Genomic DNA, 25,816 nt, shown 5'->3' with positions numbered 1-25,816 from the left:
CCTCCCGGTGAGCACCGTCCCGCGGCTCACGACGAGCCCGCGCGACCACCACCCCGCCACCCCAGCGCCGATCGGCGGTTCCCGATGAGCACCGCCGCCCCGCCGCGCCCGGCGAAGCGCCCCTCCTCGCAGCACCCGCTCTCCGCCTGGCGGGGCAGCCTGCTCGCGCCGTCCGCCGCCGGGATTGCCACGCTCTGCGCCGCGACCTCCGTGACCAGCGTCGTCTCGGGCCTGGCCTGGTTCGGCTACCTGTTCGTCGCCGTGCTGCTGATCGCCGCGACCGGCCTCGCGCTGCGGTCGCTGCAGGTGCCGACCGTGCTCGTCGGCCTCGGCCAGCTGCTCGTGCTGCTCTTCCTGATCACCGGCGCGTTCACCACGCACGGGATCCTGCAGGTCATCCCCGGTCCGGAGGCGTTCGGCGAGATCGGGAACACGCTCTCGGCCGCCGCCGAGCAGATTCGCGTCGGGCTGCCGCCGGTCGAGGGCAGCCAGCCGATCCTGTGCCTGGTGACCATCCTCGTCGGCCTGGTCGCCGTGCTCGTCGACACGCTGACGGTGGCCGCCGCGGCCCCCGCCGCGACCGGGCTCGTGCTGCTCTGCGTCTACGCCGTGCCCGCCGCGCTGAGCGAAGAAATGCTGCCGTGGTGGACCTTCCTGCTCGGTGGGGCGGCGTTCGCCGGCCTGCTGGCCGTCGACGGCAACCACCGGCACCGACGCTGGCGGACCCGGGAAGCACCCGGGCGCAGCGGCAAGCCGGGTGTGCTGTCCGCGCCGGTCGCGGTCGTGGCCGCGGCGATCGTGCTCGGTCTCTTCGGCGGCGCGATCACCTGGGTCGGCACGGTCGGGCGGATCCCGTTCGGCAACGGCGGCGACGGCCCCGGCGCGGGCGCCGGCGGGTTCGGCATCCAGCCGTTCACCGAGCTGCGCGGCATGCTCGACCAGGGGTCCAACCGCGAGCTGTTCAAGGTCCGCGGCCTCGGCACCGACCGGCGGCTGATGCGCGCGATGACGCTGGACACCTACTACCCCAACAAGGGCTGGGGCCTGCACGACGAAGGCCGTTCGCAGCAGGGCGTCCCGGTCGGGCCGCAGCTGCCGGCCGCCCCGGGCGACGACGGCAGCGGTGCCGCGCGCAAGATCGACGTCGAGCCGGCCAGCTGGCGCGACAACTGGCTGCCGGTGTACGGCGCGCCGCGGGTGATCGACGGCGCCCCCAACGGCTACCTCTACGACCAGGTCAGCGGCACGGTGTTCACGACGCGCAGCGAGGCTCCGCCGTCCTACACCGAATACGCGTCGCTGAAGGAGCCCACGGCCCAGGAGCTGCGCGTGACCCCGCAGGTCGACGACCTGCCGCCGCGCTACACGCAGATCGACCGCGTCGACGATCGCGTCCGCGCGAAGACGCAGCAGCTGATCGAGGGCGCGTCCAACGACTTCGACAAGGCGTCGGCGATCTGGCGGTACTTCACGGCGCAGAACGGGTTCGTCTACGACACGAAGACCGCGCCGGCGAACGACGCCGACGCGCTCGCGGACTTCATCCTCAACGGCAAGCGCGGCTTCTGCGAGCAGTTCGCGTCGGCGATGGCCGTGATGCTGCGGGTCGCGGGCATCCCGTCGCGAGTGGCCATCGGGTTCACGCCCGGGGTGCCGGTCAACGACTACCTGTCGATCAGCACCCAGGACGCGCACGCGTGGGTCGAGGCGTACTTCGGCGGCAAGGGCTGGGTGACGTTCGACCCGACGCCACTGTCGGACGGCCGCGGCATCACCCCGTCGTACCTGCAGGCCGGTTCGCAGGACGGCAACCAGCCCGACGACACCCAGATCGCGCCGAGCACGGTCCAGTCGAGCGCCGCGCCGACCGGCGCGCCCCGGGACACCGAGCAGAACCCGCAGGCGCAGGGCCCGCAGGCGGTCGACGACGGCACGCCGACCTGGGTGTGGGTGCTCGCGGGGGTGCTGGCGGCGCTCGCGCTGGCGGCGACGATCCTGGTGGTGGCCGGCGGGCGTCGCGGCCGGCCGGACCGCGAGCCCGCGGCCACCGGGCTCGGGGCGGTGCTCAAGAACTGGCTGCCGCTGATCGCCGCCGCGTTGTGGATGGCGGTGCTCGGCGTGCTGACGTGGCAGGTGGGCTGGTGGTTCAGCCTGCTCGTGGTGCTGCTGCTGGCCGGGCTGCTGGGCCCGTCGGCGGCTCGCGACGTCGGACGGCGCCGCCGGCTGCAGGAGATCGTCGGGCAGCGCCCGGGTGCGGCGGACGCGGCGTGGTCCGAGCTGCGGGCCGAGTGCGCCGACCGCGGGCTGCCGATCCCGCCGAGCGACACAGTCCGCGTGGCGGGTCAGAAGCTGGCGGCGAAGCACCACCTGGACGACGAAGGCCGCGACGGTCTGCGCACGGTGATCGGCGTGGTGGAGAAGTCCTGGTACGGCGAGAACGGCGACGCCGACCCGACGCTCCCCCCGGCGTTCGACCACCTGCGGCGGAGCCTCCACCGGAACGCCCCGCTGTCCTGGAAGGGCCGGTTGTTCCCGAAGTCCCTTTTCCGCAACCGCGACTGAGGTGTGCGGCACCAGGCATCTCGCGTGATCAGACCGGCATCACGTGTGTCTGGAGGGGCATCACGTGTGTCTGGAGGGGCATCGCGCTGATGCCCCTCGGATCACGCGTGATGCCCGCTCGATCACGCGAGATACCTCTCTGATCACGTGAGTTCCGGGTCTGATCACGTCGATCACCCGCCCGGGCGTCACCCGTTGTCACCGCGGGCGGTGCGGGAGCGGCGAAACCGGGTGAGCACACAAGAAGATCCGCGTCCCGCCCGGGGAGGCGTGACGCGGATCTCGATGGTCTTGCGGCGCTACTGCTCCTCGAAGCGCTGGCGGAAGCGCTCTTCCATCCGCTGGGTGAAGGAGCTGCGGCGGCCCGACTGCTTGGCCCCGCGAGATCTCGCTCCACCGCCCTTGCCGTCCGATTCGGCGCCGTGCCGGATCGATGTGACGGCCAACATGACCCCGAAGAACATCACGAGGAACCCGAGCACGCTGATCAGCGGGATGTCGGCCACCCGGAACTGCGGCACCACCACGCCCAGCACCAGCAGGGCCACGCCCACTACGAACAGGGCGATGCCCTGGATACGCCGTCGGCGAGCGGGGCGACGCAACCGGGTGCCACGCACCGTGGATGCGAACTTGGGGTCCTCGGCATAGAGCTCGCGCTCGATTTGATCGAGCAGCCGCTGCTCATGCTCGGAGAGTGGCATCTTTCCTCCTCCGGCACAGCTGTCGCGGGCGCCGGGCCGCGCAACGTTCTGGACCCAACAGCCAACCCCAGGCGGGGTGGCACTGTCCAGGATACGAGGCCCGCGCCCGGACGACTACCCGATCCCGCATCCAGTAGGGATCGAATTGGGCTAAATCCCGCCGGAGAGGGGTTGCGGACGGTCACCGACACCGAAAGTGACCGATTTACGGCCTGCGTGGCGATGTGGGGGAACGTCACCGAGCCGAAGATCACGCGGAGTGCGCGACGCCGATCGAGCCGCCTGCCGGCAGACGAACTCCACGATCACTTCACCGCGAAACCGAGCCCGGCGCACCGACGCGCCCGCTCCGGCCGCCTCAATTCTCCCGTGGCCCCAGCAGGGACGCCGGCCGCACCGCCGCCGACCCGAACTTCGACCGCGCCACGTCCGCCGCCACCTCCGCGTCGCGCCACCGGGGCTCCGGGGAGTCGAACACCAGCTGCTCCCCCTCCTCCCCCGTGTCGAGCCCCTCGACACGCACCCCGATCAGCCGGACCGCTCCCGTCGGCGCGTGCTCCGTGAGCAACGCCACGGCCACCGCGTGGATCTCGCGCGCCACGTCGGTCGCCGAGACCAGCGTGCGGGCGCGGGTGATCGTGCGGAAGTCCGCGAACCGGACCTTGATCGAGACCGTCCGGCCGCGTACGCCCCGCTCCCGCAGCGTCGCCCCCACCCGCGACGCCAGGCGCAGCAGCTCGAGACCCAGCTCGGCACGCGAATGCCGGTCCACGTCGAACGTGTGCTCCGCGCCGATCGACTTCTCCGGTGAGTCGACCACCACCGACCGCTCGTCGACGCCGTGCGCGAGCCGGTACAGGTGCTCGCCCGCGGCCACGCCCAGCGACTTCTTCAGCCGCTCCGGGGGGAACGCCGCGACGTCGGCGATCGTGCCCAGCCCGAGCCGCCGCAGGTGTTCCTCCGTGCGCGCGCCGACGCCCCACAGCGCCGACACCGGCAGCGGGTGCAGGAACGCCAGCGTCTCCGCCGCGGGCACGACGACCATGCCGTCCGGCTTTGCCATGCCCGACGCCAGCTTCGCGACGAACTTGACCTTCGCGACGCCCACCGAGCAGGTGATCCCGTGCTCGGCCTCGACCCGGGAGCGGATCCGGGCGCCCAGCGACGCCGGTGTCGCGCCCAGGCGCCGCAAAGCCCCGCTGACGTCCAGGAACGCCTCGTCCAGGCTCAACGGCTCGACCAGCGGGGTCAGCTCGCGGAAGATCTCCATCACGCCGCGGGAGACCTCGCCGTAGAGCCCGCCGGTCGGTGGGATGTTGATCAGGTGCGGGCACAGCCGCTTCGCCGTCGAGAACGGCATCGCCGAGCGCACGCCGAACTTCCGCGCCGGGTAGTTCGCCGCGGCCACGACGGCGCGCGGCCCGCCGCCCGACACGACGACCGGCTTGTCGACCAGCTCGGGCCGGGTGCGCAGCTCGACGGACACGAAGAACGCGTCCATGTCGACGTGCAGCATCCCGCACCCGGTGTCGTCCGGCGGCGGTTCCCCCGGCCGGACGCGGAACCGGCCCATCCCGCCCGGCAGCTCAGCATTTCGCCCCACGCCCGGGACGCTACCGGCCACCACCGACAGTTTCGGCGACCGCCGGCACCACGGCGGAAATCCGCTACGAAAGCCGGGCGACCGCGTGCAGCCGGCCGGCGATGTCCCGCAGTGCCGGCGACCCCGCCGCCACCCGCTCGAACTCCGCCAGCTCGTCCTCGCGAACGTCGCCGCCGACCAGGTCCGAGATCACCCGGTCGCCCTGCAGCAGCGTCACGTCCAAGCCCGCGGCCTCCAGGTCGGCCCGCAGCCCGGAAGCGGAGTACCGCCGCAGCACCGTGTCGCCCGGGGCGATACCGTCCGCGCTCTCGAGCAGCCGCTGGGCCTCCCCCACCCGGCCCGAGAGCGCGCGGTTCAGCACCGCCGCGTGCCGGTTGGCCACCAGCACCGACACCGCTCCACCGGGCGCGACCGCCGTGGCCAGCGCGGTGAGCACCGCGGCCGGGTCGTCGACGATCTCCAGCAGCCCGTGCGCCAGCACCAGGTCGGCCGAGCCGGCCTCGACGTACCGCCCCAGCGCGTCCGAGTCGTCCGCGACGACCGTGATCAGCTCGGAGACGCCCTCTTCCTCGGCCCGGCGCTGCAGCGTGGCCAGCGCGTTCGGGCTCGGCTCGACGACGGTCACCCGGCAGCCCGCGGCCGCGAACGGCACCGCCCAGCCCCCGCTGCCGCCGCCCACGTCGACGACGAGGGGGTGCTCGGCGCCCCGGGCGCGGGCGGCCTTCAGCTCGGCCTCGAGCACTCGGCGAACGGCGCCCGAACCCCGGGCGGCCACGGTGTCCGTCTTCATGCCGCACAGGGTAATGCCCGCCCCGGTCCCCCTCCCCGGCTCCTCCCTTCGAGTGAACGCCCCTTGCCCGGCGGCGGCCCTCGCGCGCACCCGTAGGCTGGTCTTCGTGCACACGGTCGCCGTACTCAGCCTCAAGGGAGGCGTCGGCAAGACGACGGTCGCTCTCGGTATCGCGTCCGCCGCCCTGCGTAGGGGCACGCGGACGCTGGTGGTGGACCTCGACCCGCAGGGCAACGCCACGACCTCGCTCGACCCGCCGTACACCGACGCGACCCTCGCCGACGTGCTCGAGACACCGACGCGCGAGATGCTGGAACGCGCCATCGCGCCGAGCGTCTGGAGCGAGGACGTCGACGTCCTCGTCGGCACCGAAGAGCTGGAAATGCTCAACGATCCCGACGCCGACAGCGAGCGCCTGGCCAACTTCTCCCGCGCGCTGGACGAGCTGCACCGCACGCCGCTGCGGGAAACGCCGTACGAGCTCGTGATCCTCGACTGCCCGCCGTCGCTGGGCCGGCTGACGAAGTCGGCGCTGGTCGGCGCGGACAGCGCGCTGATCGTCACCGAGCCGACGATCTACGCGGTCGCCGGCGCGCACCGGGCCCTGGAAGCGATCGAGAAGATCCGCAAGGAGCTCAACCCGGACCTGCGCGCGATCGGCGTCCTGGTGAACAAGCTGCGCGTGCGGTCCTACGAGCACCAGTTCCGGATCGCCGAGCTGCGCGAGAACTTCGGCTCGCTGGTGATGCCGACGGCGATCACCGACCGGCTGGCGGTGCAGCAGGCCCAGGGCGCGTGCAGCCCGATCCACGAGTGGCACTCGCCCGGCGCGCAGGAGATCGCGCTGACGTTCAACATGGTGCTGGCCAAGATCCTCCGCTCCAACCGGGCGGGTCGCCACCGCATCGCCGGCGAAGAGCCCGAGGGCCCGGACTGGCCCGAAGGCCCGGCGCCGGAGACCCCGGAGGCTCCCGCCGAGGTATCCGAAACCACGGGGTGAGCCGTGCCCGAAGGTGACACCGTCTACCTCGTCGGAAAGCGGGTCCGCGAGGCGCTGACCGGGAAGACGTTGCTGCGCGGCCAGTTCCGGGTGCCACAACTGGCCACTGTGGACCTGTCCGGGCGTGAGGTGCTCGGCGTCGGGACGGTCGGCAAGCACCTGTTCACCCGCTTCTCCGGTGACCTCACCCTGCATTCGCACCTGATGATGGACGGCATGTGGGACGTCTACCCGGCGGGCGCGAAGTGGCGCCGGCCCGGCCACCACGCCCGCGTGGTGCTGACCGCGGCCGACGTCCAGGTGATCGGCTTCCGCGTCCACGACCTCAAGCTCGTGGCCACGCCGAAGGAACACGACCTCGTCGCGCACCTCGGCCCGGACCTGCTGGATCCACAGTGGACGGACGAGCACGCCGATCGCGCGGTCGCGAACCTGACCGCGAAACCCGAGCGCGAGCTCGGGCTGGCCCTGCTGGACCAGCGGGTGATGGCGGGCGTCGGGAACCTCTACAAGTGCGAGATCGCCTTCCTCCTCGGCGTGACCCCGTGGACGCCGGTGTCCGAAGTGGACGCTCGGGCCACGGTCGCGCTCGCCCGCAAGCTGTTGCTGGTCAACGCGACCGCCGGGCGCTTCGACCAGAGCACCACCGGCCACCTCGATCGCAACCGCAAGAACTGGGTCTACGAGCGCACCCGTCAGGGCTGCTTCCGCTGCGGCGGCAAGCTCCTGGTCCGCACGCAGGGGTACGACGTCCAGCGGCGGCCGACGTGGTTCTGCCCGAAGGACCAGCACGGCCCTTCCCCCGCGAGCTGAGCCGCTGTTCGCGCTGGGCGAAAGGCCGCCGGACCGGACCGGGATCTCGAAAATCACGTTGCCGGACACCGGGAAGTTCGCCTAGCGTGGCAGTACACAAGAGAGGAGGTGGTCCTAAGTTGTATTCCAACAGGACTTGTGAGGTGGCTGTCCGCTAGCGGATGGCACGTGGAGGACTTTGAGCAGCGTTACAGCTGAGCCACCTTCGGCTCATCGCCTGCTCCACGTGATGCCTGATAGCGAATACCAGGCAGTCACCGTACCCCCGGGGTTTCCGAGCACCAGTCCGGCTCGGGCTCGAGCGTTTCACGACGTTCGAGAGACACCCCGGGGGTTCCTTAATGCGCTCATTTGTGCAGGTCACGCCACCCGGCGACCCGGGACGACCGTCCGGCGATCCGACGCCAGGATTCGACGAACGCACTACGCCGTTCTGTCCCCCGGACGGCTGAAGGTCGCTAGCCTGGAAGCATGCTCAGGCCCGACTACCCGGTCACCACGGCTCGGCTGCTCCTGCGCCCGTTCACGCCCGACGACCTCGACGCGCTGAACTCCTTCCAGTCCCGCGCCGACGTCGCCCGCTACCTCTACTGGGGCCCGCGCAGCCGCGCCGAATCGGCCGCGGCGCTCGCGAAACGGGTGCACAGCTCGACGTTGACCAAGGAAGGGCAGTTCCTGGCCGTGGCGGTCGAGCTGGCCGCGACCGGCCAGCTGATCGGCGACCTGAACCTGGAGTGGCTCAGCAGCGAGCACCGGCAGGGCGAGATCGGCTTCGTCTTCCACCCGGACCACCACGGCAAGGGCCTGGCCGCTGAAGCGACCACGGAACTGCTGCGGCTGGGCTTCGAGGACCTGGGGCTGCACCGCATCATCGGCCGGTGCGACGGCCGCAACGGCGCGTCCGCCGCCCTGATGGAGCGGCTCGGGATGCGGCGGGAAGCGCACCTGAGGGAGAACGAGATCGTCAAGGGCGAGTGGACCGACGAGCTGGTCTACGCGATGCTCGAAGACGAGTGGAAGGACCTCCAGGCCGCCGGCGAGTAGTGGCCCGCTTCACGCGGACGTGACGCTCCGGTCGCGCGGTTCACGCGATTTGGCAGCATGGGGACGTGTTCTTCGACAAGATCGTCCGCCCGGCGCTGTACCGGCTGTCCTACCACGACCCCGAGCTGGTGCACGAGCGCACGGTCCGCGTCCTCGCCCGGCTCGGCAAGGCCGCACCCGCGCTCGGCGGCGCCCTGCGGGTCGACGACCCGGTGACCGTGCTGGGCCTGCGGTTCCCCAACCGCGTCGGCCTCGCCGCCGGGATGGACAAGAACGGCCGCGCGCTGCCCGCGTGGGCCGCGCTGGGCTTCGGTTTCGTCGAGGTCGGCACGGTGACGCGGCTGGCCCAGCCGGGCAACCCGAAGCCGCGGCTGTTCAGCCTCCCCGCCAGCGACGCGGTGATCAACCGGATGGGCTTCAACAACGACGGCGCGGAAGCGCTTGCGGCCAAGCTCGCCCGCGACGGGAAACCCGCCGTGCCGCTCGGGATCAGCATCGGCAAGTCGAAGGTCACGCCCCTCGAAGACGCCGTCGAGGACTACCGCTTCTCCCTGCGCGCGCTGCACCCCTACGCCGACTACTTCGCCGTCAACGTCAGCTCACCGAACACCCCGGGGCTGCGGCAGCTGCAGGACCGCGCCGCGCTCGGGGAGCTGCTCGGCGAGCTGCGCACGACGTCCGCGGAGCTCGCCGGCCCGGGCACGCCGACCCCGGTCCTGGTGAAGGTCGCGCCGGACCTGACCGACGACGCCCTGGCCGAGCTCCTCGAGGTCGCGCTCGAGCACGACGTCGCCGGGATCATCGCCACGAACACGACGCTCGCCCGCGACGGCATCTCGCCCGCGGAGAGCAGCCTGGCCGGACAGGCGGGAGGACTGTCCGGCCGGCCGCTGACCGCCCGCGCGGCCGAGGTCGTGCGCTTCGTGCACGACCACACCGGCGGGAACCTGCCGATCATCGGCGTCGGCGGGATCATGGGCCCGGACGACGCCGTCCGCCTGGTGGACGCGGGGGCGTCGCTCGTGCAGCTCTACAGCGGGTTCGCGCTGCACGGGCCGGGCCTGGTGCGCCGGGTCAGCCGGGGGCTCGCAGCCCGGCGGTAGAGGTGAACCGGACGTAGCCGCGCCAGGATTCGTAGCGGTCCAGACCGGTCCCGTCCGCCGTCTCGGCGCAGCGGACCGCCAAGGGCCGGGAGCCGTCGTCGAGCTCGACGCGGCCGAGCACGAACGGCTCCTTCAACGTCGTGACGAACCGCTCGAACGCGGCCGGGGACAGCCGCCAGCTTTCGCCGTCGAGGCTGCTGCCCTCGGCGTGGTCGAGCACACCCGGCTGCGGCGGTTCGGTGTCCAGCAACACCATCCGGTAGCTCTCGGTGGTCCGAACCGGCCGGGTGAACCGGGCGCCGAGCTCGGTGAGCCGGGCGTTGAGCGGCTGGCCGCGCAGGTGCGCGCCGAACACGACGACGTCCTCGCCCGGCTCCGGGTAAGGCGTCATGGGCTCGTCCGTGCAGACCGTCGCGAGGTCCAAGCCGATCTGGTCCTCGAACGCCCGCGTCAGGAACGTGACGCCGAACGGCCGCTTGTCGCCCGGCAGCACCGGGACGGTGACCGCCGCGACGTCGAGCAGGTTCGCGAAGGCGGTGCAGCCGGCCAGGCGGTGGTGGACGGCGGCCGGGTCGGCCAGCGCCTCGGCGAGCTCCGGGTGGTCCGGCACGGTGGGCAGCAGGAGCGCGTCGAAGCCGTCCGGCACCCCTCCCGAGACGGTGACGGGTTCGAGGACGACGCCCGCCGCGGTCAGCAGCTTCACGGTGTTCTCGAACGCGAGGGCCGCGGCGGGGCCCAGGGGCAGGCCGCGGGCGTAGGCGACGCGGGGGTGCTCGCCGGCGCCGAGGCGGACGTCGGCGGGCCAGGTGCGGGCCGCGGAGATGCCGTCCGGTCCGGTCATCAGGGCGAGCGCGCGGCGGCCGGCGACCAGGCCGGTCGCGTACACCGAGACGGCCTCGGAGGAGCGGACACCGGTCATCGGCAGCAGGCCGCGGGTCGGCTTCAGCGCGACGACGGCGTTCAGGGCCGCCGGGACGGGCCCCGCGGTGCTCAACGCCAGGTCGACGATGCCCAGCGCGACGGCGACCGCCGCGCCGCGGCCGCCGGTCTTGGTGCGGTCCCAGGCCGAAGCCACGGTGGCCGCGCCCGTCTTGCCGAGCACGACGGCGCCGGCCGCGGTCAGCCGCGCGACGATCGTGGCGCTGGTTTCGGGGACCGAGCGGCCGGACGGCTGCCCGGCGACGTCGATCAGCTCCGGCACGGCGAAGACGGTGCCCGCCAGCGGCAGGTCCTCCCCCGCCTGGACGCGTTCTTCGACGGCCTTGGCGTCGACGAGGACGTCTTCGACGGCGCGGAGGGTGGACCAGAGCTCGGGACGGTTGGCTTCGGTGAGGCGCTCGAAGGCCGCGATGACGCGCTGGGAGGCGGTGGGCGGGGTCGGCGGTGCGGGATCGGAGTCCGGCGGGAGCGTGTTCACGGGGCGTCCTTTCCTCGGCGGTCGAGAAAGTCCACTGTGTACGGTCGGCACCGGCGATCCTCAAAGCACGGCGGGCCTCCCGGCGAGTGACACCTCTGCATGCATGACAGAAACGTTAGGCGGTCGACGTTTCCGTAGGCAGGTGTTTCCGATTACGCGCGGGTTTCGGCACCCACAGGTGAACAGGGGGCGACGCCGGGGTGAAACGCACGATCACGCACGCCGGGTGACGAAGTCCCGATTCCGCCGGATGCGGCACTCGAACGGCCGAGTTTGAAACTCCAACGGCCCAGCGAAGGCGGAATCCGCGTGATCAGGGGGTCGACACGCGTGATTGGGCGGTCGACACGCGTGATCAGGGGGTCGACACGCCGCGGCTGTGCCCGTCTTGCCGTGTCGACCCTTCGATCACGCGTGTCGACTCCGCAATCACGCGTGTCGGCCCCGGGATCACGCCGGGGCGGGGGTCAGGAGAGTTCGCGCAGGGCCATGGCCAGGCCGGCCAGGCGGTCGGTGGCGTCGGTGAGGGCCTGCTTGGACGTGACGAGGCCGTCGCTCGACGCGGCGACCGTGTGGCCGGCCGCGGCGACCAGGCCGCGGAAACCCTCGAGGCCGTCGTCGAGCTGTTCGCGGAGCTTGCCGACCGCCGCGTCCAGGGCCGCCTGCTCGCGGGCCGGGGCGGAGTTGCGGCCGCGCTCGATCGCCTGGATGCGGGCCGCCAGGCCGCGCAGGGCGGCGGCGGCTTCGGTCGCGGTCTGCCCGGCGTCCGCGACGGACACCTCGGACACCGGTGCCGTGCCCACCGACGACGGCACGGAAAGTTGACGCAGCAGCTCACCCAAAGAAGCCTCGCACTCCGCCAGCCGTTCCATCGGCTCACGCGCGGCGGACCCCGCGGGCGGCAGCGGCGGCGGGCCGGCCGGCGCGGCCGGGAGCGGGGTGCGCTTCAGTTCCCGCAGCTTGAGTCCGCTTCGGACGCCGAACGTGCCGAACACGACGGCGCCGGCGAACGCCATGATCGCCTGCGGCATCATCGGGGCACCGGTCGCGCTCATCCAGCCGAGCCCGGCGGACACGGCGAGGACACCGCACAGGATCGTCAGCAGGATCCACAGCGTCATCGCGCGCGACGTCCGGCGCTTGCGGCGTTCGTGCTTCGCGGCCGGGTGGTTCCAGCGGTCCCACTTGGCCCGGGCCTCGGCGAAGGCCGGGACCTGGTTCGCCACCGACGAGAAGGTCGCCGACATGTCGGGCCGCCGCACCGGCGGCCGCTGCAGCGGGTTGGGCCGGGCACGCTGGGGCGGTGCGGCCTTCCCGCCGGCCTGGTCGGCCGGCGGGAAGTACTTCTGCACCTTTTGGAGCTTTTCCTGGGCGCGCACGGCGTAGTCGGGCAGCTTCTCGATGTGCTTCTCCAGCTTCGCGCTGAACTCGCCGAAGTCGCGTCGCCTGCCCTGCTGCCCCATGCTCGCCCCTCCGAACTCGACGGCCCGCGTCAGGCCGGGTTCTTGCCCTGCTCGGCCTGCACGCGCGCCTGGATCTCGCGCTGGATGTCGGCCGAGCTGCTGCTCGCCGGCTTCTGAGCCGCGCCACCGTCGGTCACCTGGGCGACCGAGTCACCGCGCATCGACGAGCGGATCTGCTCGAGCCGCGAGTGACCGGCCAGCTGCGTGGTGGAGGCCTGGACCTCCATCATGCGCCCCTGGACCGAGTTCTGCGCCAGCTCCGCGGAGCCGAGAGCCGTGGTGTAGCGCTTCTCGATCTTGTCGCGGACCTCTTCCAGCGACGGCGTGTTGCCCGGCGCGGCCAGCTGGCTCATCTGGTTCAGCGAAGCGGAGACCTGCTCCTGCATCTTCGCCTGCTCCAGCTGCGAGAGCAGCTTCGTGCGCTCGGCCAGCTTCTGCTGCAGCATCTGCGAGTTGCGCTCCACGGCCTTCTTGGCCTGGGCCGCCGCCTGCAGCGACTGGTCGTGCAGCGTCTTCAGGTCCTCGATGTTCTGCTCGGCCGTGACGAGCTGCGTCGCGAAGCTCTCCGCGGCGTTCTCGAACTCGACGGCCTTCTGCTCGTCACCCTTCGAGCGGGCCTCGTCCGCGAGGACGAGGGCCTGGCGGGTGGAAGCCTGCAGCTTCTCGACGTCGCCGAGCTGCCGGTTGAGCTTCATCTCCAGCTGCCGCTGGTTGCCGATCACGGAGGCGGCCTGCTGCGTCAGCGCCTGGTGGTTGCGCTGCGCCTCCTCGATGGCCTGCTGGATCTGTACCTTCGGGTCGGCGTGTTCGTCGATCTTCGACGAGAACGCCGCCATCATGTACTTCCAGAACTTCACGAACGGGTTGGCCATCTCCTCCGCCTGCCTTCTTGCGTCCCACGGGCCTAGGTACTCGGGGTGGGGCGTCGCTCCCCTGCACATGCAACGCACCGACCCCGGCGTTGGGTTCCATCGTGTCAGGTCGGCCACGTCCGTTCCAGGCGACCCCGGGGGATTTCAGGGTTCGCCCCTGATCACCCCCGTAGGTAACGCGGACGGCCCCGGGCGGGTTGCCCGGCGCCGACGCCCGAAATCCGGTCTGGCGGAGTAGCCGGAAACCGGGCCCGGTGGGAGGCACGAGCGGCAGGCCGGAAGGGCTTGGGCCACCGGAAGAGGCTGGTTCAGCGGCCGGAAAGGCCAGCTCAGCGGGCCGGAAGAGCCGACGAGCACCGCCCGACGCCGACGGCCCCGGGCGGGTTGCCCGGGGCCGTCGGTCGTGTGCGTATGACTTACGCGGCGATGGTTGAGGCCAGCTTCGGCTGTCCGATCGTCGTCCGCAGCGTCGTGTTCATCCGTGGCGCCGGGGAAACCCGCAGGTCGGCGAGGTCGTTGCCGATCAGCTCCGACATCAGGCGGCCGCCTTCGATGCCGGCCGCGGCGGCCTTGGCGCCCCGCTCGGACACCTTCTCCCGGGGCGCGCCGTCCCCGATCCGCTCGTCGACCGGTGCGACCTCGACGTTGTCGAGGGCCGAAACGTCCGCTGCCACCTTGTGCAGCAGCTCGCCGAGCGGAAGGTCCAGGGCCTGGCAGATGGACGCGAGCAGCTCGCTCGACGCTTCCTTCTGGCCTCGCTCCACCTCCGAGAGGTAGCCGAGGCTGACCCTGGCGGCGCGGGAGATGTCGCGCAGCGTACGACGCTGGTTGGTGCGGGCATGACGGAGCCGATCACCGATCGCCTCACGCAACAGCACGGTCATCACGCGCCTCCCTTCCGTACAAGTACCCCCTACGTTACCCAGAGCGGCGCCCCGAGCGCAGGAGTTGGTGTGCCCGTACGCCAAGGGCGAACGCCCGATTCACGTCAGATGTTCCCCGAGCAGGGAAAACGCGGCCCGGACCGATTCGGTCCTGATCATCTCCCGGTCGCCGCGCAGGGCCAGGGTACGGACTGTGACAAACGAGGCTCCGCGCGGTGGGCGTGTTCCCGGCCCGGCGAGCCCGACGTACACGGTGCCCGGCTCGACGCCGTCCTGGGCGGCCGGCCCGGCCACGCCGGTGAGCCCGAGGCCCCAGGTCGCGCCGCACCGCTCGCGGGCGCCCTCGGCCAGCTGGGCGGCGACCTCCGGGTGGACGGCGCCGTGTTCGGCCAGCAGCGCGGCGTCGACCCCGGCCAGCGCGGTCTTCAGCTCGGTGGCGTAGACCACCAGTCCCCCGCGCAGGGCCGCGCTCGCCCCCGGCACCCGGGCCAGGGTGGCGCAGACGAGCCCCGCGGTCAGCGACTCGGCGGCCGCGACGGTCTCGCCCCGCCCGGTGAGCGCCGCGATCAGCGCGGCGGCCTGCTCGTCGGCGGAGCCCGGTCGCTCCGGGGTCCGCGGCACGTCGGGCACCGTCAGCTCCCGGTGACGCGACGCCCGGCCGCGCGCAGCCGCACCGCCCGGACCAGGTAATCCACGCCGGTCACCACGGTCAGCACCACGGCCAGGCCCATCAGCGCCCAGCGGACCGGGTCGGCACCGGCCGGCAGCGGCAGCAGGTAGGCGGTGATCGCGGCGATCTGGGCCATCGTCTTGGCCTTGCCGCCGCGGCTGGCCGGGATCACGCCGTGGCGGATCACCCAGAACCGCAGCAGCGTGACGCCGATTTCGCGGACCGCGATGACGATCGTGACCCACCAGCCCAGCTCGCCGAGAACGCTCAAGCCCACCAGCGCGGCGCCGGTCAGCGCCTTGTCCGCGATCGGGTCGGCGATCTTGCCGAAGTCGGTGATCAGGCCGTACCGGCGCGCCACCCAGCCGTCGAGCTGGTCGGTGAAAGAGGCGACGGCGAACAGGCCGGTGGCGATCGCGCGCCAGGTGGTGTCGTGGCCGTCGCCGGTGAACAGCGCGACGACGAACAGCGGCACCAGCACCAGGCGCGAGAGCGTCAGGAGGTTCGCCAGGTTCAGGGTCGGGACCGGGGTCGGCTCGGGAACCTGCGCGGGCGCGTCGCCGGTGGCGTGGGTCAGGCCCTCGTCGGCGGCGTCGCTGGGGAGCGCACTCACCGGTCGGCGTCCGGTACCGCGCGGACCACCAGGTCCACGCCCGCCGAGTCGACGACCTCGCAACGCAGGAAGTCACCGACCTCGGTCTTCTCCGGCGCGTCGAGGATGACGCACTCGCCGTCGACCTCGGGGGCCTGGTGCGCGGCGCGGCCGGTGAGCTCGCCGTCGTCGTCCAGCTCGACGAGCACGTCGACGAAGGTGCCGATCCGGTCCTCGGCGCGCTGCGCGGTCAGCTCCTCGACCAGCGCGGAGATCCGGGTGACGCGCGCGGCGACCTCGTCGGCGTCGAGCTTGCCGTCGAAGGTCTCGGCCTCGGTGCCGTCCTCGTCGGAGTAGCCGAAGACGCCGACCGCGTCGAGGCGCGCGCCGGTCAGGAAGCGTTCCAGCTCGGAGAGGTCGTGCTCGGTCTCACCGGGGAACCCGACGATGACGTTGGTGCGGATGCCCGCTTCGGGCGCGTACTCGCGGATCTGCTCGGTCAGCGCCAGGAACGAGTCCGTCGAGCCGAACCGGCGCATCCGGCGCAGCACCTGCTCGCTGGAGTGCTGGAACGACAGGTCGAAGTACTCGGCGACCCCCGGCGTGGTCGCGATGGCCTTGACCAGCTGCGGGCGCGTCTCGGCCGGCTGCAGGTAGGAGACGCGGACGCGCTCGATGCCGTCGATCTCGGCCAGCCTCGGCAGCAGCCGCTCCAGCGCGGTGGCGCCGTCGCGACCGAAGTCCTTGCCGTAGGACGTCGAGTTCTCGCTGACCAGGAACAGCTCCTTGACGCCGTGCTCGGCCAGCCACATCGCCTCGGCGACGATCTCGTCGGGCTGCCGCGAGACGAACGAGCCGCGGAACGACGGGATCGCGCAGAACGAGCAGCGCCGGTCGCAGCCGGAGGCGATCTTCAGCGCGGCCACCGGCGAGTCGTCGAGGCGCGTGCGCAGCACCCGCGGGCCCCAGCCGTGCTGCGCGTGGCCCGGGACCTCGACGGTCTCGGCCGCGGCGGGCCGCTGGACCGGGCTGATCGGCAGCAGCTTCCGGCGGTCGCCCGGCGTGTGCGAGGCGACCTTGCGGCCCGCGACGACGTCGTCGAGCCGGTCGGAAAGCTCGGCGTAGTGGTCGAAGCCCAGCACCGCGTCGGCCTCGGGGAGGCTGTCGGCCAGCTCGTGGCCGTAGCGCTCGGCCATGCAGCCGACGGCGACGACCTTCTTGCCCGTGTCCGAGGCCGCCAGCAGCGTGTCGACGGAGTCCTTCTTGGCCGACTCGACGAAGCCGCAGGTGTTGACCACCACGACGTCGGAGTCCTCCGGATCGGCCGCCAGCTCCCAGCCGCCGGCCGCCAGCCGGCCCGCCAGCTCCTCCGAGTCGACCTCGTTGCGGGCGCAGCCCAGGGTCAGCAGGGAGACGCGTCGGGTGGCGGCAGGGTCAACGGCAGGAGAAGGCACGACGTTCAGGGTAGCCGCCGGTCCCGGGCGGGCCGACGACGGCGTGGCCCGGTCGTGCCGGAGAAGCCGGCGCCGGGTGATGTGGCAGTGTTGACGATCGTGCCGTCCGCCTCCCCCGCCGTCCGCCGCGCGCGGATCGCCGACGTCCGCAAGATCAAGGCCCTGGTCGACTCGGACGCCGGCCGCGTCCTGCTGGAGAAGGACCTGGTCACGCTGTACGAAGCGGTCCAGGAGTTCTGGGTCGCCGAGGTCGACGGCGAGGTCGCCGGCGCGGCCGCGCTGCACGTGCTCTGGGAGGACATCGCCGAGCTGAGGACCGTCGTGGTCGACAAGGCCGTCCGCGGCCAGGGGGTCGGGCGGGTCCTGGTGAGCAGGCTGATCGACGAGGCGCGTGAGCTGGGTCTCAGGCGGCTGTTCGTGCTGACGTTCGAGACGAGCTTCTTCACCGGGCACGGCTTCGTGGAGATCCAGGGAACGCCGGTCTCGCACGAGGTCTACGAGGAGATGCGGCGCTCGCACGACACCGGTGTCGCCGAGTTCCTCGACCTGCCGTACGTCAAGCCGAACACCCTCGGCAACTCGCGGATGCTGCTCGAGCTCTGACCACCCCTATTCACCGCCCGGATTCTGAAGGTTTCCCCTTAACATCCTTCCGGGCGGTGACGCGCGCCACCTGGGTGTCCCACGATGATCAGGTCAATTCCCCACCTGATCAGCGAGGAACGCACAAAATGCGCACGACTCTGCGGAACCTGGGGGCCACCATCGCGGTGGCCGCGACTGTCGGCGGAGGTGCCCTGCTGGGCGCCGGCACCGCGGCGGCCGTCGACATCCCGACGGTCACCGACCAGTACCTCTTTTCGACGTCGCTCTCGAACTTCGAGACGATCCGGGGCCAGGCGCCCTACAACGGCCAGCTCGACTGGTCCTCGGACGGCTGCTCGTGGGCGCCGGACAACCCGTTCGGCTGGAAGTTCCTGCCCGGCTGCCACCGGCACGACTTCGGTTACCGCAACTACAAGAAGCAGGGCCGGTTCACCGAGGCGAACCGCCTGAAGATCGACGACAACCTGTACTCGGACCTGAAGAGCGTGTGCGGCTCGAACATCGCCTGCAAGGGCGCGGCCTGGACGTACTACCAGGCCGTGCGCAAGTTCGGCGGCTGAGCCGGCGGCCCGGGCCGCGCAACCGGCCCGGGCCCGTCAGGATGGGTGCATGGACATCGACCACCTGCTCAGCACGACCCGCGCGGTCCGCCGGAAGCTCGACCTCGACCGGCCGGTGGAACCCGAGGTCATCGAGGAGTGCCTGAACCTGGCGCTGCAGGCGCCGACGCCCGGCAACGTCCAGGCCTGGCGCTGGCTCGTGGTGCGCGACCAGGACGTGAAGAACCGGCTCGGCGCGATCTTCCGCGAAGTCGGCGAGGCCTACCTGGCGGAACGGGCGAGTGCCGCGCCTTCGCGGGCGCTGGCCTCCGGGCGGCACTTGATCGACGTGATCGAGCGCGTCCCGGTGTTCGTGATCCCGGTCGTGGCCGGCCGCCCGACCGGCAACAACGCGGTCGACGCGGCCTTCTACGGCGGCATCTTCCCGGCGGTGTGGAGCTTCCAGCTGGCGCTGCGCTCGCGCGGGCTGGGCTCGACGCTCACGACGTACCACCTGGCGCGGGAGGCCGAAGCCGCGGAGATCCTCGGCATCCCGGACGGCCACACGCAGGTCGGGCTGCTGCCGGTGGCGTACACGACGGTGCCGGACTTCAAGCCGGCGCCGCGCACACCGCTGTCCGAAGTGGCCTTCCTCGACCACTGGGGTACGCCCCTCAGCTGACCCGGACCGTCGCCGCCAGGCCGTCCTCGCTCACCGACACCAGCTCGACGCGGCCGGCGGCGAAGGAGGTCGCCTGCGGGCCGGTCCGGGGGCCGCTGTGCAGCTCGGCCGTCGTGCTCTCGCCGCGGCCGGGTTCGCTCAGCAGGAACGCGAGCGTCGCCTCGCCCTGCCAGACGCACGTCATGGTCGGGCGGCACCGCGAGTCGGAGACGACGCGCAGGTAGCGGACCGCCAGATCCTTCCCCTGGATCGCGGCTTCCTCCCCGACACGCAAGGTGACGTCACCCCGCGGCGCGGCGTTGACGGTCGAGGGCGCCGCCGGGCGGGCCGGGATCGGCTGCCCGGCCGCGACCGAGCTCCCGGCACCCGCCGCGACAACGGCGAAGGCGAACAGTCCGGCTGCGAAGCGCTGCGGGTCCATGCGCTCAGGACGGAACGAGCCCGGCCGCGGGTTGCACTACTCGTCGTCCGGGTCGGCCGGGACCGGGTCGCCGCCGCGGATCATGAACAGGACGCCTTCCAGCTCCTCGGGCTTGATCAGCACGTCGCGGGCCTTCGAGCCCTCCGACGGACCGACGATCCCCCGGCTCTCCAGCAGGTCCATCAGCCGGCCCGCCTTGGCGAACCCGACCCGCAGCTTGCGCTGGAGCATCGACGTCGAGCCGAACTGGGACGTCACGATCAGCTCCGCCGCCTGAAGCAGGACGTCCAGGTCGTCCCCGATGTCCGGGTCGATCTCCTTCTTCTCGCCGGCCTTCTGCGCGGTGACGCCGTCCTGGTAGTCCGGCTGCGCCTGCTCCTTCGCGTAGTTGACGACGGCGGAGATCTCCTCGTCGCCGACGAACGCGCCCTGGATGCGGACCGGCTTGCCGGCGCCCATGGGCAGGTACAGAGCGTCGCCCATGCCGATGAGCTTCTCCGCGCCCGGCTGGTCGAGGATGACCCGCGAGTCGGTCAGAGACGACGTCGCGAAGGCCAGCCGCGAGGGCACGTTGGTCTTGATCAGGCCGGTGACGACGTCGACCGACGGCCGCTGCGTCGCGAGGACCAGGTGGATGCCGGCCGCGCGGGCCTTCTGGGTGATCCGGACGATCGCGTCCTCGACGTCGCGCGGGGCGGTCATCATCAGGTCGGCGAGCTCGTCGACGATCGCCATGATGTACGGGTACGGCCGGTACTCGCGCTCGGACCCGGGCGGCGCGGTGATCTCGCCGGACTTGACCTTCTTGTTGTAGTCGTCGATGTGCCGGACCTTGTTGACCTGCATGTCCTGGTAGCGCTGCTCCATCTCCTCCACCAGCCAGGCCAGCGCGGCGGCGGCCTTCTTCGGCTGGGTGATGATGGGCGTGATCAGGTGCGGGATGCCCTCGTACGGCGTCAGCTCGACCATCTTCGGGTCGATCAGGATCATCCGGCACTCGTCCGGCGTCGCCCGCGCGAGCAGCGACACCAGCATCGAGTTGACGAAGCTCGACTTACCGGAACCGGTCGAACCGGCGACCAGGAGGTGCGGCATCTTCGTCAGGTTCGCCGTGACGAAGTGGCCCTCGATGTCCTTGCCGAGGCCGATCACCATCGGGTGGTTGTCCTTGACCGTGGACGGCGCGCGCAGCACATCACCCAGGCGGACCATCTCGCGGTCGGAGTTCGGCACCTCGATGCCGACCGCGGACTTGCCCGGGATCGGCGCCAGCAGCCGGACGTTGTCGGTGGCCACGGCGTAGGCGATGTTCTTGGTCAGCGCGGTGATCTTCTCGACCTTGACGCCCGGGCCCAGCTCGACCTCGTACCGGGTGACCGTCGGGCCGCGGGTGAAGCCGGTGACCTGCGCGTCGATGCTGAACTGCTCCAGCACGCCGGTGATCGCCTCGATCATGGCGTCGTTGGCCTTGCTGCGGGACTTCGGCGCGTCGCCGAGCTTCAGCAGGTCGGGCGGCGGGAGCAGGTAGTCGCCTTCGACGGTCCGCGTGACCGCGAGCGGCGGCTCCGGGGCCTTCTTGGGCTTCTTCTCGGGCACCTCGGCCGGCTTGGGCACGACCGTGCTCGCCTTGGGCGGCTTGATCGGGGTCGGCGCCTCGGCCAGCATCGCGTCGAGGTCGAGCTGCTCGCCTTCGTGATCGGCGCTGCTCTGGCGGCGGCGCGACGGCTTGCGCAGGCGCGCGGCCTTCGGGTCGGCCTCGGTGACGGCCTCCTCGTCGGTGGCGAAACCGGCCTTCTGGTCCGCCTCGGCGATCTCTTCTTCGTCGAGGCCCCAGTTGCGCAGCCGGTGCGGGATCTCGCGGACCGGGGTGCCGGTGAACACGAGGACGCCGAAGACCAGCGCGAGGATGAGCAGCGGCACGGCGACCCAGGTGGTGACGCCCATGGTCAGCAGGCCGCCGGAGAAGGCGCCGATGATGCCGCCGGCGTACATCCGGCCGTCGTTGGTGTCCGGGAGCGCGGTGAAGATGTGCAGCATCCCGAGCACGGACAGGACGACCATGATGGTGCCGATCACCATCCGCGGCCGCGTCTCGGGGTGCGGCTCGGACCGCATCAGCGCGACGGCGACGACGACCAGCACCAGCGGCAGCGTGACGGCCCCGGCGCCGAGGACGGTCCGGGTGGCGATCTCGACCCCGGCCCCGATCGGCCCGGCCGCCCGCCACCAGACACCCACCGCGGCGACGATGGCCAGGGCCATCAGCCCGAGCGCGAGGCCGTCACGGCGGTGTTCGGGTTCCAGCTCCCGGGTGCGGCCGACGGTCCTGGCCAGCGTGCCGATGCCCTTGGCCAGCAGGTTCCAGGTGCCGCGGACGCCCTTGCCGAAGAGCCCCGGCGTCTTGCGGCGCGAGCGGGGGGCGGGCTTGCGCGCGGTGGACGTACGTGGCTTCGCGGGTGTACGCGGCTTACGCGCCGCTGCCCCCTTCGCGCCGCTGCCCGTACTTCGCTTCCTCGTCGCCGACCCAGCCATGCGTTCCACGGTAACCGGCCGTGGCCCTTCGTCACATGCGCCACTCTCGGCGCAGGGTGAACTTCTGCCTCACACCCGGGCACGAGCGGCCATCCGGGTGAACCGATCCGGCCAGTGCGCAATCGGGTGAAATCGGCGTCTGCCATGCTCTGCCCCATGCTCGCGCTGCGCACCGACGAACCGCCCCGCCGTGCCCCCGCCCTCTGGCGGACCATGCTGAACATCGACCGGGGACTGGTCAACCTCGTCGGGCGGCTGACCGTCAGCGGGCGCATCCCGGCCCAGCTGCGCGGCAAGCCGCTGCTGATGACCGCGAACCACATCGGCGTGTTCGACGCGTTCGTGCTGATGGCCGCGTGCAAGCGGATCGGCATCAACCCGCGGTTCATGCTGGCCGGCGGCATCCTCGACGCCCCGGTGATCGGGCCGGCGCTGCGGGTCAGCGGCCACCTGCGGGTCGACCGGAAGATCGCCGCGACCGCCGTCGGGCAGTTCGCCGAGGCCGTCGAAGCGCTCAAGACCACGCGCGAGCCGATCATCGTCTACCCGGAGGGCCGGATCAGCCACGACCCGGGCCTGTGGCCCGAGCGCGGCAAGACCGGCGCGGCGCGGCTCGCGCTGGCCGCGGGCGTGCCGGTGATCCCGATCAGCCAGTGGGGCGCGCACGAGGCCGTCTACTGGGGCACCGAGACCGTCAACGGCCCGGCCGACCTGCTCCCGCTCGCCCGCTCCGGGCTCAGCGCGCCCCTGCGCCGCCCGAAGTTCCGGGTGCACTTCGGCGACCCGGTCGACCTGTCGGACGTCGAGCCGGAGCGCCCGGGCGCCGGCGTGCGCGCGCACGCGAAGATCATGCAGGCCATCACGGACGGCCTGGTCCCGCTGCGCGCGGGCGAGCTGGACCGGCCGCGGTTCCACGACCCGACGCGGCCCACCGACACCGTCAGCCCGTGGAAGCCCAAGTCCGGATCCTGAGACGCCCGCCGCGGCACGCCTAGAGTCGGCGGACGTGAGCACACGGATACTCGTCGTCTACTACAGCTCGACCGGCAACACGGCCGCCCTCGCCGAGGCGCTCGCCGCGGGCGCCCGCGAGACCGGGGCCGAGGTGCGGGTGCGGACCGTGCCGGAGACGGTGCCCGCCGAGGCCATCGCGCAGAACCCGCGCTGGCAGGCGTGGATCGACTCGGGCCCGCACCACGCACTGGCCACGCTCGACGACCTCGTGTGGGCCGATGGCCTCGCCTTCGGCAGCCCGACCCGGTTCGGCGGCCCGGCCGCCCAGCTGAAGTCCTACTTGGACAGCACGGGTGGGTTGTGGGCGAAGGGGAAGCTGGCCGACAAGGTCGCGACGTCGTTCACGACGGCGTCCACCCGGCACGGCGGCCTGGAGTCGACGCTGCTGGCGATCAACAACGTCTTCTACCACTGGGGCGCGATCGTCGTCCCGCTCGGCTACACCGACCCGCACCTGATGGAGTCCGGCAACCCGTACGGCGGCTCGTTCGTGTCGCGCAAGTCGGCGGCGCCGGACGACCTGGCCCTCGGCGCGCTGCGCGTCCAGGGGCGGCGGCTGGCCACGATCACGACGCACGTCGCGACCGGGCTGAAGCGGGCGGAATAACCGGAAAACCCGTTTCGGTAGTCACGCCGCGGGCCCTAGAGTCGCGGTGGTGACCACCGAGCTGCCCGTCCTCGCACCTCCCCGGGTCGCCCACCGCGGCCGCGGGACCACGCTCGTGCTGCTCGCGGCGCTGTTCTTCAGCACGTCGGGCACGCTGGGCAAGTCCGCGATGTCCGCCGGGTTCAGCCCGGAGCAGGTGGCCGCGATGCGGATCGGGGTCGCCGGGCTCGTGCTGCTCGCCGGGGTGGCGCTGGTGGCGCCGCGGAAGCTGCGGGTGCGCCGGAGCGAGCTGCCTGTGCTGGCCGGGTACGGCCTGCTCGGCGTCGCCGGCGTGCAGCTGCTGTACTTCGTCGCCGCGGGCCGGATCCCGGTCGGCATCGCGATCCTGCTGGAGTTCATCTCGCCGGTGCTCATCGCGCTGTGGGTGCGGTTCGTGCGGGGCCACCGGCTGCCGCGGTCGGTGTGGGGCGGCATCGCCCTGGCCATGGCGGGGCTGTCGCTGGTCGCCCAGGTCTGGCAGGGGGTCACGCTCAACGGCCTCGGACTGCTCGCCGGCCTCGGCGCGGCGCTGTGCTCGGCCGGGTACTTCCTGCTCGGCGAGCGCGCGGTGGCCGACATCGACCCGCTGGGCCTGGTCACCTGGGGCATGGTGATCGGCGCGGTCCTGGTCAGCCTGGTCGCGCCGCCGTGGACGTGGCCGGTCGGGCTGCTCGGCACGGACGTCGCGTTCGGCCCCTGGCGCCCGCCGGTGTGGCTCCTGCTCGTCCTGCTGGTGCTGGTCGCCACCGTGCTGGCCTACGTCTTCGGGATTTCGTCGCTGCGGCACCTGCCGGCGTCGGTGGCGAGCGTGCTCGGCCTGGTCGAGCCGGTGATCGTCACGGTCACGGCGTGGGCGCTGCTCGGCGAGGAGCTCACCTGGCCGCAGCTGCTCGGCTCGGCGATCCTGCTGGCCGGCGCGTTCCTGGTGCAGCGGAAGTCGGCGATCCTGACGAGCTGAGTTCTTCACGAAGTGACGTCGGAATGCGAGAATTCCACACCATGACGACGTCGGGGCTGCGGCCCGAGCTGCGGCAGCGGCACGTCCGGATGATCGCCCTCGGCGGCATCATCGGCGCGAGCCTGTTCATCGGCAGCGGCGCGGTGATCAGCACCGTCGGCCCGGCGGCCGTGCTTTCGTACGCGCTGGGCGGGCTGCTCGTGGTGCTCGTCATGCGGATGCTCGGCGAGATGGCGACGGCGGCGCCGGCGCTCGGCTCGTTCATGGAGTACGCGCGCGACTCGCTCGGCGGCTGGGCGGGCTTCACGATCGGCTGGCTGTACTGGTACTTCTGGGTCGGCGTGGTCGCGTTCGAAGCGGTGGCCGGCGCGAAGATCCTGCAGGGCTGGATTCCCGGTGTGCCGCAATGGGTGTTCTCGCTGGCGCTGATGCTGCTGCTGACGGCGACCAACCTGGCGTCGGCGCGGTCGTTCGGCGAGACGGAGTTCTGGCTGGCGTCGATCAAGGTCGCGACCATCGTGGTGTTCCTGGTACTGGGCCTGCTGTTCGTGCTCGGGCTCTGGCCGGGCGCGCATTTCTCGGTGGGCAACATCGGCCTCGACGGTTTCGTGCCCCACGGCGGGTTTTCGGTCGTCCACGGCGTGGTCATCGTGATCTTTTCGTATTTCGGCGCGGAGATCGTGACGATCGCGGCGGCCGAGTCCGACCAGCCGGAGACGGCGGTCCGCAAGGCGACGTCGACGATCGTCTGGCGCGTGATCGTGTTCTACGTGGGTTCGGTGGCCCTGCTGGTGATGATCACCCCGTGGCGCGAGATCCCGAGCGAGACGAGCCCGTTCGCGGCGGCGTTCGGCCGTTTCGGCGTCCCGGCGGCGTCCACAGTGGTCAGTGCGGTCGTCCTGACGGCGGCGCTGTCGGTGCTGAATTCGGGGCTGTACACGGCATCCCGGATGTTGTTCGCGCTGCGCCGCCACGGCTGGGCCCCGACGTGGGTGGCGCACACGAACGCACGCGGGGTGCCGTGGAAGGCGATCCTGGCGTCCACCTCGATCGGGTACGTGGCGGTGGTGATGAGTTACGTGTCCCCGGACAAGATCTTCTACTTCATCATCAATTCGGCGGGCGCGGTGGCATTGTTCGTGTACGCGATCATTTGCGGCTCCCAGCTGCGAATGCGCCGGCAGCTGGAGGCTTCGTCGCCTGAGCTCTTGAAGCTGCGGATGTGGGGGTATCCGTGGCTGAGCTGGCTGACGTTGGCCATGACGCTGGTCGTGGTGGCGTCGATGCTGTTCGTGGACGAGGACACGCGGGCCCAGTTGTATCTGAGCTTGGTCAGCTTGGCGGTGATCTTGGCGGTGTACGCCTTCATCAGCCGCCGGCGATCGGGCGTCACGAGTGATTGACCGTGCCGGGAAGCCGGACAGGTTGTGTCCGGTATTCGCGATAG

At 71.7% G+C, this 25,816-nt stretch carries 24 protein-coding genes; 12 read left to right on the top strand and 12 right to left on the bottom strand.

The window, feature by feature from the left end; genetic code table 11:
* Positions 1 to 84 precede the first annotated feature (84 nt).
* Entirely contained in the window at positions 85 to 2,562 is a 2,478-nt protein-coding gene (locus AA23TX_RS29290) for a transglutaminase TgpA family protein (protein WP_155546004.1), read from the top strand.
* Between the two features lie 299 nt (positions 2,563 to 2,861).
* On the opposite strand, the gene AA23TX_RS29285 is transcribed toward AA23TX_RS29290, so the two are convergent.
* From AA23TX_RS29285 to AA23TX_RS29275, 3 genes are all read right to left on the bottom strand, one after another.
* Complete coding sequence (locus AA23TX_RS29285) at positions 2,862 to 3,266, bottom strand: SCO2097 family morphological protein (RefSeq protein WP_155546003.1); 405 nt, start codon at positions 3,264 to 3,266, stop codon at positions 2,862 to 2,864.
* A gap of 358 nt (positions 3,267 to 3,624) precedes the next feature.
* The gene (gene dinB, locus AA23TX_RS29280; protein ID WP_155547389.1) at positions 3,625 to 4,839 is read right to left on the bottom strand and encodes a DNA polymerase IV; all 1,215 of its coding nucleotides are present in this window, start codon (positions 4,837 to 4,839) and stop codon (positions 3,625 to 3,627) included.
* A 94-nt stretch (positions 4,840 to 4,933) separates the two neighbouring features.
* Positions 4,934 to 5,659 carry a methyltransferase domain-containing protein gene (locus AA23TX_RS29275; RefSeq protein WP_155546002.1) on the bottom strand — a complete coding sequence of 242 codons (726 nt, stop codon included), beginning with the start codon at positions 5,657 to 5,659 and terminating at the stop codon, positions 4,934 to 4,936.
* A gap of 106 nt (positions 5,660 to 5,765) precedes the next feature.
* Here AA23TX_RS29275 and AA23TX_RS29270 point away from each other — a divergent pair, with 106 nt between their 5' ends.
* The 4 genes from AA23TX_RS29270 (at position 5,766) to AA23TX_RS29255 (ending at position 9,619) form a co-directional block, all read left to right on the top strand.
* A complete protein-coding gene (locus AA23TX_RS29270) occupies positions 5,766 to 6,659 on the top strand; it encodes a ParA family protein (protein WP_155546001.1) in 894 nt (297 codons plus the stop codon).
* A gap of 3 nt (positions 6,660 to 6,662) precedes the next feature.
* Entirely contained in the window at positions 6,663 to 7,472 is an 810-nt protein-coding gene (locus tag AA23TX_RS29265; protein WP_155546000.1) for a DNA-formamidopyrimidine glycosylase family protein, read from the top strand.
* A gap of 471 nt (positions 7,473 to 7,943) precedes the next feature.
* Positions 7,944 to 8,516 (top strand): GNAT family N-acetyltransferase, encoded by a 573-nt coding sequence (locus AA23TX_RS29260; protein WP_155545999.1) that lies wholly within the window; start codon positions 7,944 to 7,946, stop codon positions 8,514 to 8,516.
* A gap of 65 nt (positions 8,517 to 8,581) precedes the next feature.
* Positions 8,582 to 9,619: a quinone-dependent dihydroorotate dehydrogenase gene (locus tag AA23TX_RS29255; protein ID WP_155545998.1), complete on the top strand. Its 1,038-nt coding sequence runs from the start codon at positions 8,582 to 8,584 to the stop codon at positions 9,617 to 9,619.
* Here AA23TX_RS29255 and AA23TX_RS29250 read toward each other — a convergent pair.
* From AA23TX_RS29250 to rimO, 7 genes are all read right to left on the bottom strand, one after another.
* Positions 9,591 to 11,036: an allophanate hydrolase-related protein gene (locus AA23TX_RS29250; RefSeq protein ID WP_155545997.1), complete on the bottom strand. Its 1,446-nt coding sequence runs from the start codon at positions 11,034 to 11,036 to the stop codon at positions 9,591 to 9,593. The two genes, AA23TX_RS29255 and AA23TX_RS29250, sit on opposite strands and share 29 nt — an antisense overlap.
* A 467-nt stretch (positions 11,037 to 11,503) precedes the next feature.
* Positions 11,504 to 12,499 (bottom strand): phage shock envelope stress response protein PspM, encoded by a 996-nt coding sequence (gene pspM / locus AA23TX_RS29245; protein WP_155545996.1) that lies wholly within the window; start codon positions 12,497 to 12,499, stop codon positions 11,504 to 11,506.
* A 29-nt stretch (positions 12,500 to 12,528) separates the two neighbouring features.
* Positions 12,529 to 13,371: a PspA/IM30 family protein gene (locus tag AA23TX_RS29240; protein ID WP_155545995.1), complete on the bottom strand. Its 843-nt coding sequence runs from the start codon at positions 13,369 to 13,371 to the stop codon at positions 12,529 to 12,531.
* A gap of 416 nt (positions 13,372 to 13,787) precedes the next feature.
* Positions 13,788 to 14,255, bottom strand: coding sequence for a helix-turn-helix domain-containing protein (locus tag AA23TX_RS29235; protein WP_196425580.1), 468 nt, complete (start codon positions 14,253 to 14,255; stop codon positions 13,788 to 13,790).
* A gap of 99 nt (positions 14,256 to 14,354) precedes the next feature.
* Entirely contained in the window at positions 14,355 to 14,885 is a 531-nt protein-coding gene (locus AA23TX_RS29230; protein ID WP_230862758.1) for a CinA family protein, read from the bottom strand.
* Between the two features lie 2 nt (positions 14,886 to 14,887).
* Positions 14,888 to 15,538, bottom strand: a complete 651-nt coding sequence (gene pgsA, locus AA23TX_RS29225; protein ID WP_155545993.1) for a CDP-diacylglycerol--glycerol-3-phosphate 3-phosphatidyltransferase — start codon at positions 15,536 to 15,538, stop codon at positions 14,888 to 14,890.
* Positions 15,535 to 16,971: a 30S ribosomal protein S12 methylthiotransferase RimO gene (gene rimO, locus AA23TX_RS29220; protein WP_155545992.1), complete on the bottom strand. Its 1,437-nt coding sequence runs from the start codon at positions 16,969 to 16,971 to the stop codon at positions 15,535 to 15,537. The genes pgsA and rimO overlap by 4 nt, the downstream gene beginning before the upstream one ends.
* 99 nt (positions 16,972 to 17,070) lie before the next feature.
* On the opposite strand from rimO, the gene AA23TX_RS29215 reads away from it, so the two are divergent.
* The 3 genes from AA23TX_RS29215 to AA23TX_RS29205 all read left to right on the top strand — a co-directional run bounded on the left by AA23TX_RS29215 (position 17,071) and on the right by AA23TX_RS29205 (position 18,798).
* Positions 17,071 to 17,574, top strand: coding sequence for an amino-acid N-acetyltransferase (locus tag AA23TX_RS29215; protein ID WP_155547387.1), 504 nt, complete (start codon positions 17,071 to 17,073; stop codon positions 17,572 to 17,574).
* Positions 17,575 to 17,702: 128 nt separating this feature from the next.
* On the top strand, positions 17,703 to 18,137 hold the full coding sequence (locus AA23TX_RS29210) for a phospholipase (RefSeq protein ID WP_155545991.1): 435 nt from the start codon (positions 17,703 to 17,705) through the stop codon (positions 18,135 to 18,137).
* 49 nt (positions 18,138 to 18,186) lie between these two features.
* The gene (locus tag AA23TX_RS29205) at positions 18,187 to 18,798 is read left to right on the top strand and encodes a nitroreductase family protein (protein WP_155545990.1); all 612 of its coding nucleotides are present in this window, start codon (positions 18,187 to 18,189) and stop codon (positions 18,796 to 18,798) included.
* On the opposite strand, the gene AA23TX_RS29200 is transcribed toward AA23TX_RS29205, so the two are convergent.
* Together AA23TX_RS29200 and AA23TX_RS29195 are read right to left on the bottom strand one after the other, a co-directional pair.
* Entirely contained in the window at positions 18,791 to 19,219 is a 429-nt protein-coding gene (locus AA23TX_RS29200; RefSeq protein ID WP_230862757.1) for a hypothetical protein, read from the bottom strand. The genes AA23TX_RS29205 and AA23TX_RS29200 overlap by 8 nt on opposite strands.
* A 36-nt stretch (positions 19,220 to 19,255) precedes the next feature.
* On the bottom strand, positions 19,256 to 21,751 hold the full coding sequence (locus tag AA23TX_RS29195; protein ID WP_155545989.1) for a DNA translocase FtsK: 2,496 nt from the start codon (positions 21,749 to 21,751) through the stop codon (positions 19,256 to 19,258).
* A gap of 156 nt (positions 21,752 to 21,907) precedes the next feature.
* Between AA23TX_RS29195 and AA23TX_RS29190 the strand changes: the two genes are divergently transcribed.
* From AA23TX_RS29190 to AA23TX_RS29175, 4 genes are read left to right on the top strand one after another with little or no spacing between them, the layout of a single operon-like run.
* Positions 21,908 to 22,723 carry a lysophospholipid acyltransferase family protein gene (locus AA23TX_RS29190; protein WP_230862756.1) on the top strand — a complete coding sequence of 272 codons (816 nt, stop codon included), beginning with the start codon at positions 21,908 to 21,910 and terminating at the stop codon, positions 22,721 to 22,723.
* Between the two features lie 34 nt (positions 22,724 to 22,757).
* The gene (wrbA, locus tag AA23TX_RS29185; RefSeq protein ID WP_155545987.1) at positions 22,758 to 23,372 is read left to right on the top strand and encodes an NAD(P)H:quinone oxidoreductase; all 615 of its coding nucleotides are present in this window, start codon (positions 22,758 to 22,760) and stop codon (positions 23,370 to 23,372) included.
* Positions 23,373 to 23,421: 49 nt separating this feature from the next.
* On the top strand, positions 23,422 to 24,369 hold the full coding sequence (locus tag AA23TX_RS29180; protein ID WP_155545986.1) for an EamA family transporter: 948 nt from the start codon (positions 23,422 to 23,424) through the stop codon (positions 24,367 to 24,369).
* A 41-nt stretch (positions 24,370 to 24,410) separates the two neighbouring features.
* Positions 24,411 to 25,772 (top strand): amino acid permease, encoded by a 1,362-nt coding sequence (locus tag AA23TX_RS29175; protein ID WP_155545985.1) that lies wholly within the window; start codon positions 24,411 to 24,413, stop codon positions 25,770 to 25,772.
* The last annotated feature ends 44 nt before the right edge of the window (positions 25,773 to 25,816 follow it).

Source organism: Amycolatopsis camponoti (assembly GCF_902497555.1).
GTDB lineage: Bacteria > Actinomycetota > Actinomycetes > Mycobacteriales > Pseudonocardiaceae > Amycolatopsis > Amycolatopsis camponoti.
The sequence above is the reverse complement of the archived record's forward strand: the minus strand, read 5'-3'. Positions and strand labels throughout refer to the sequence as shown.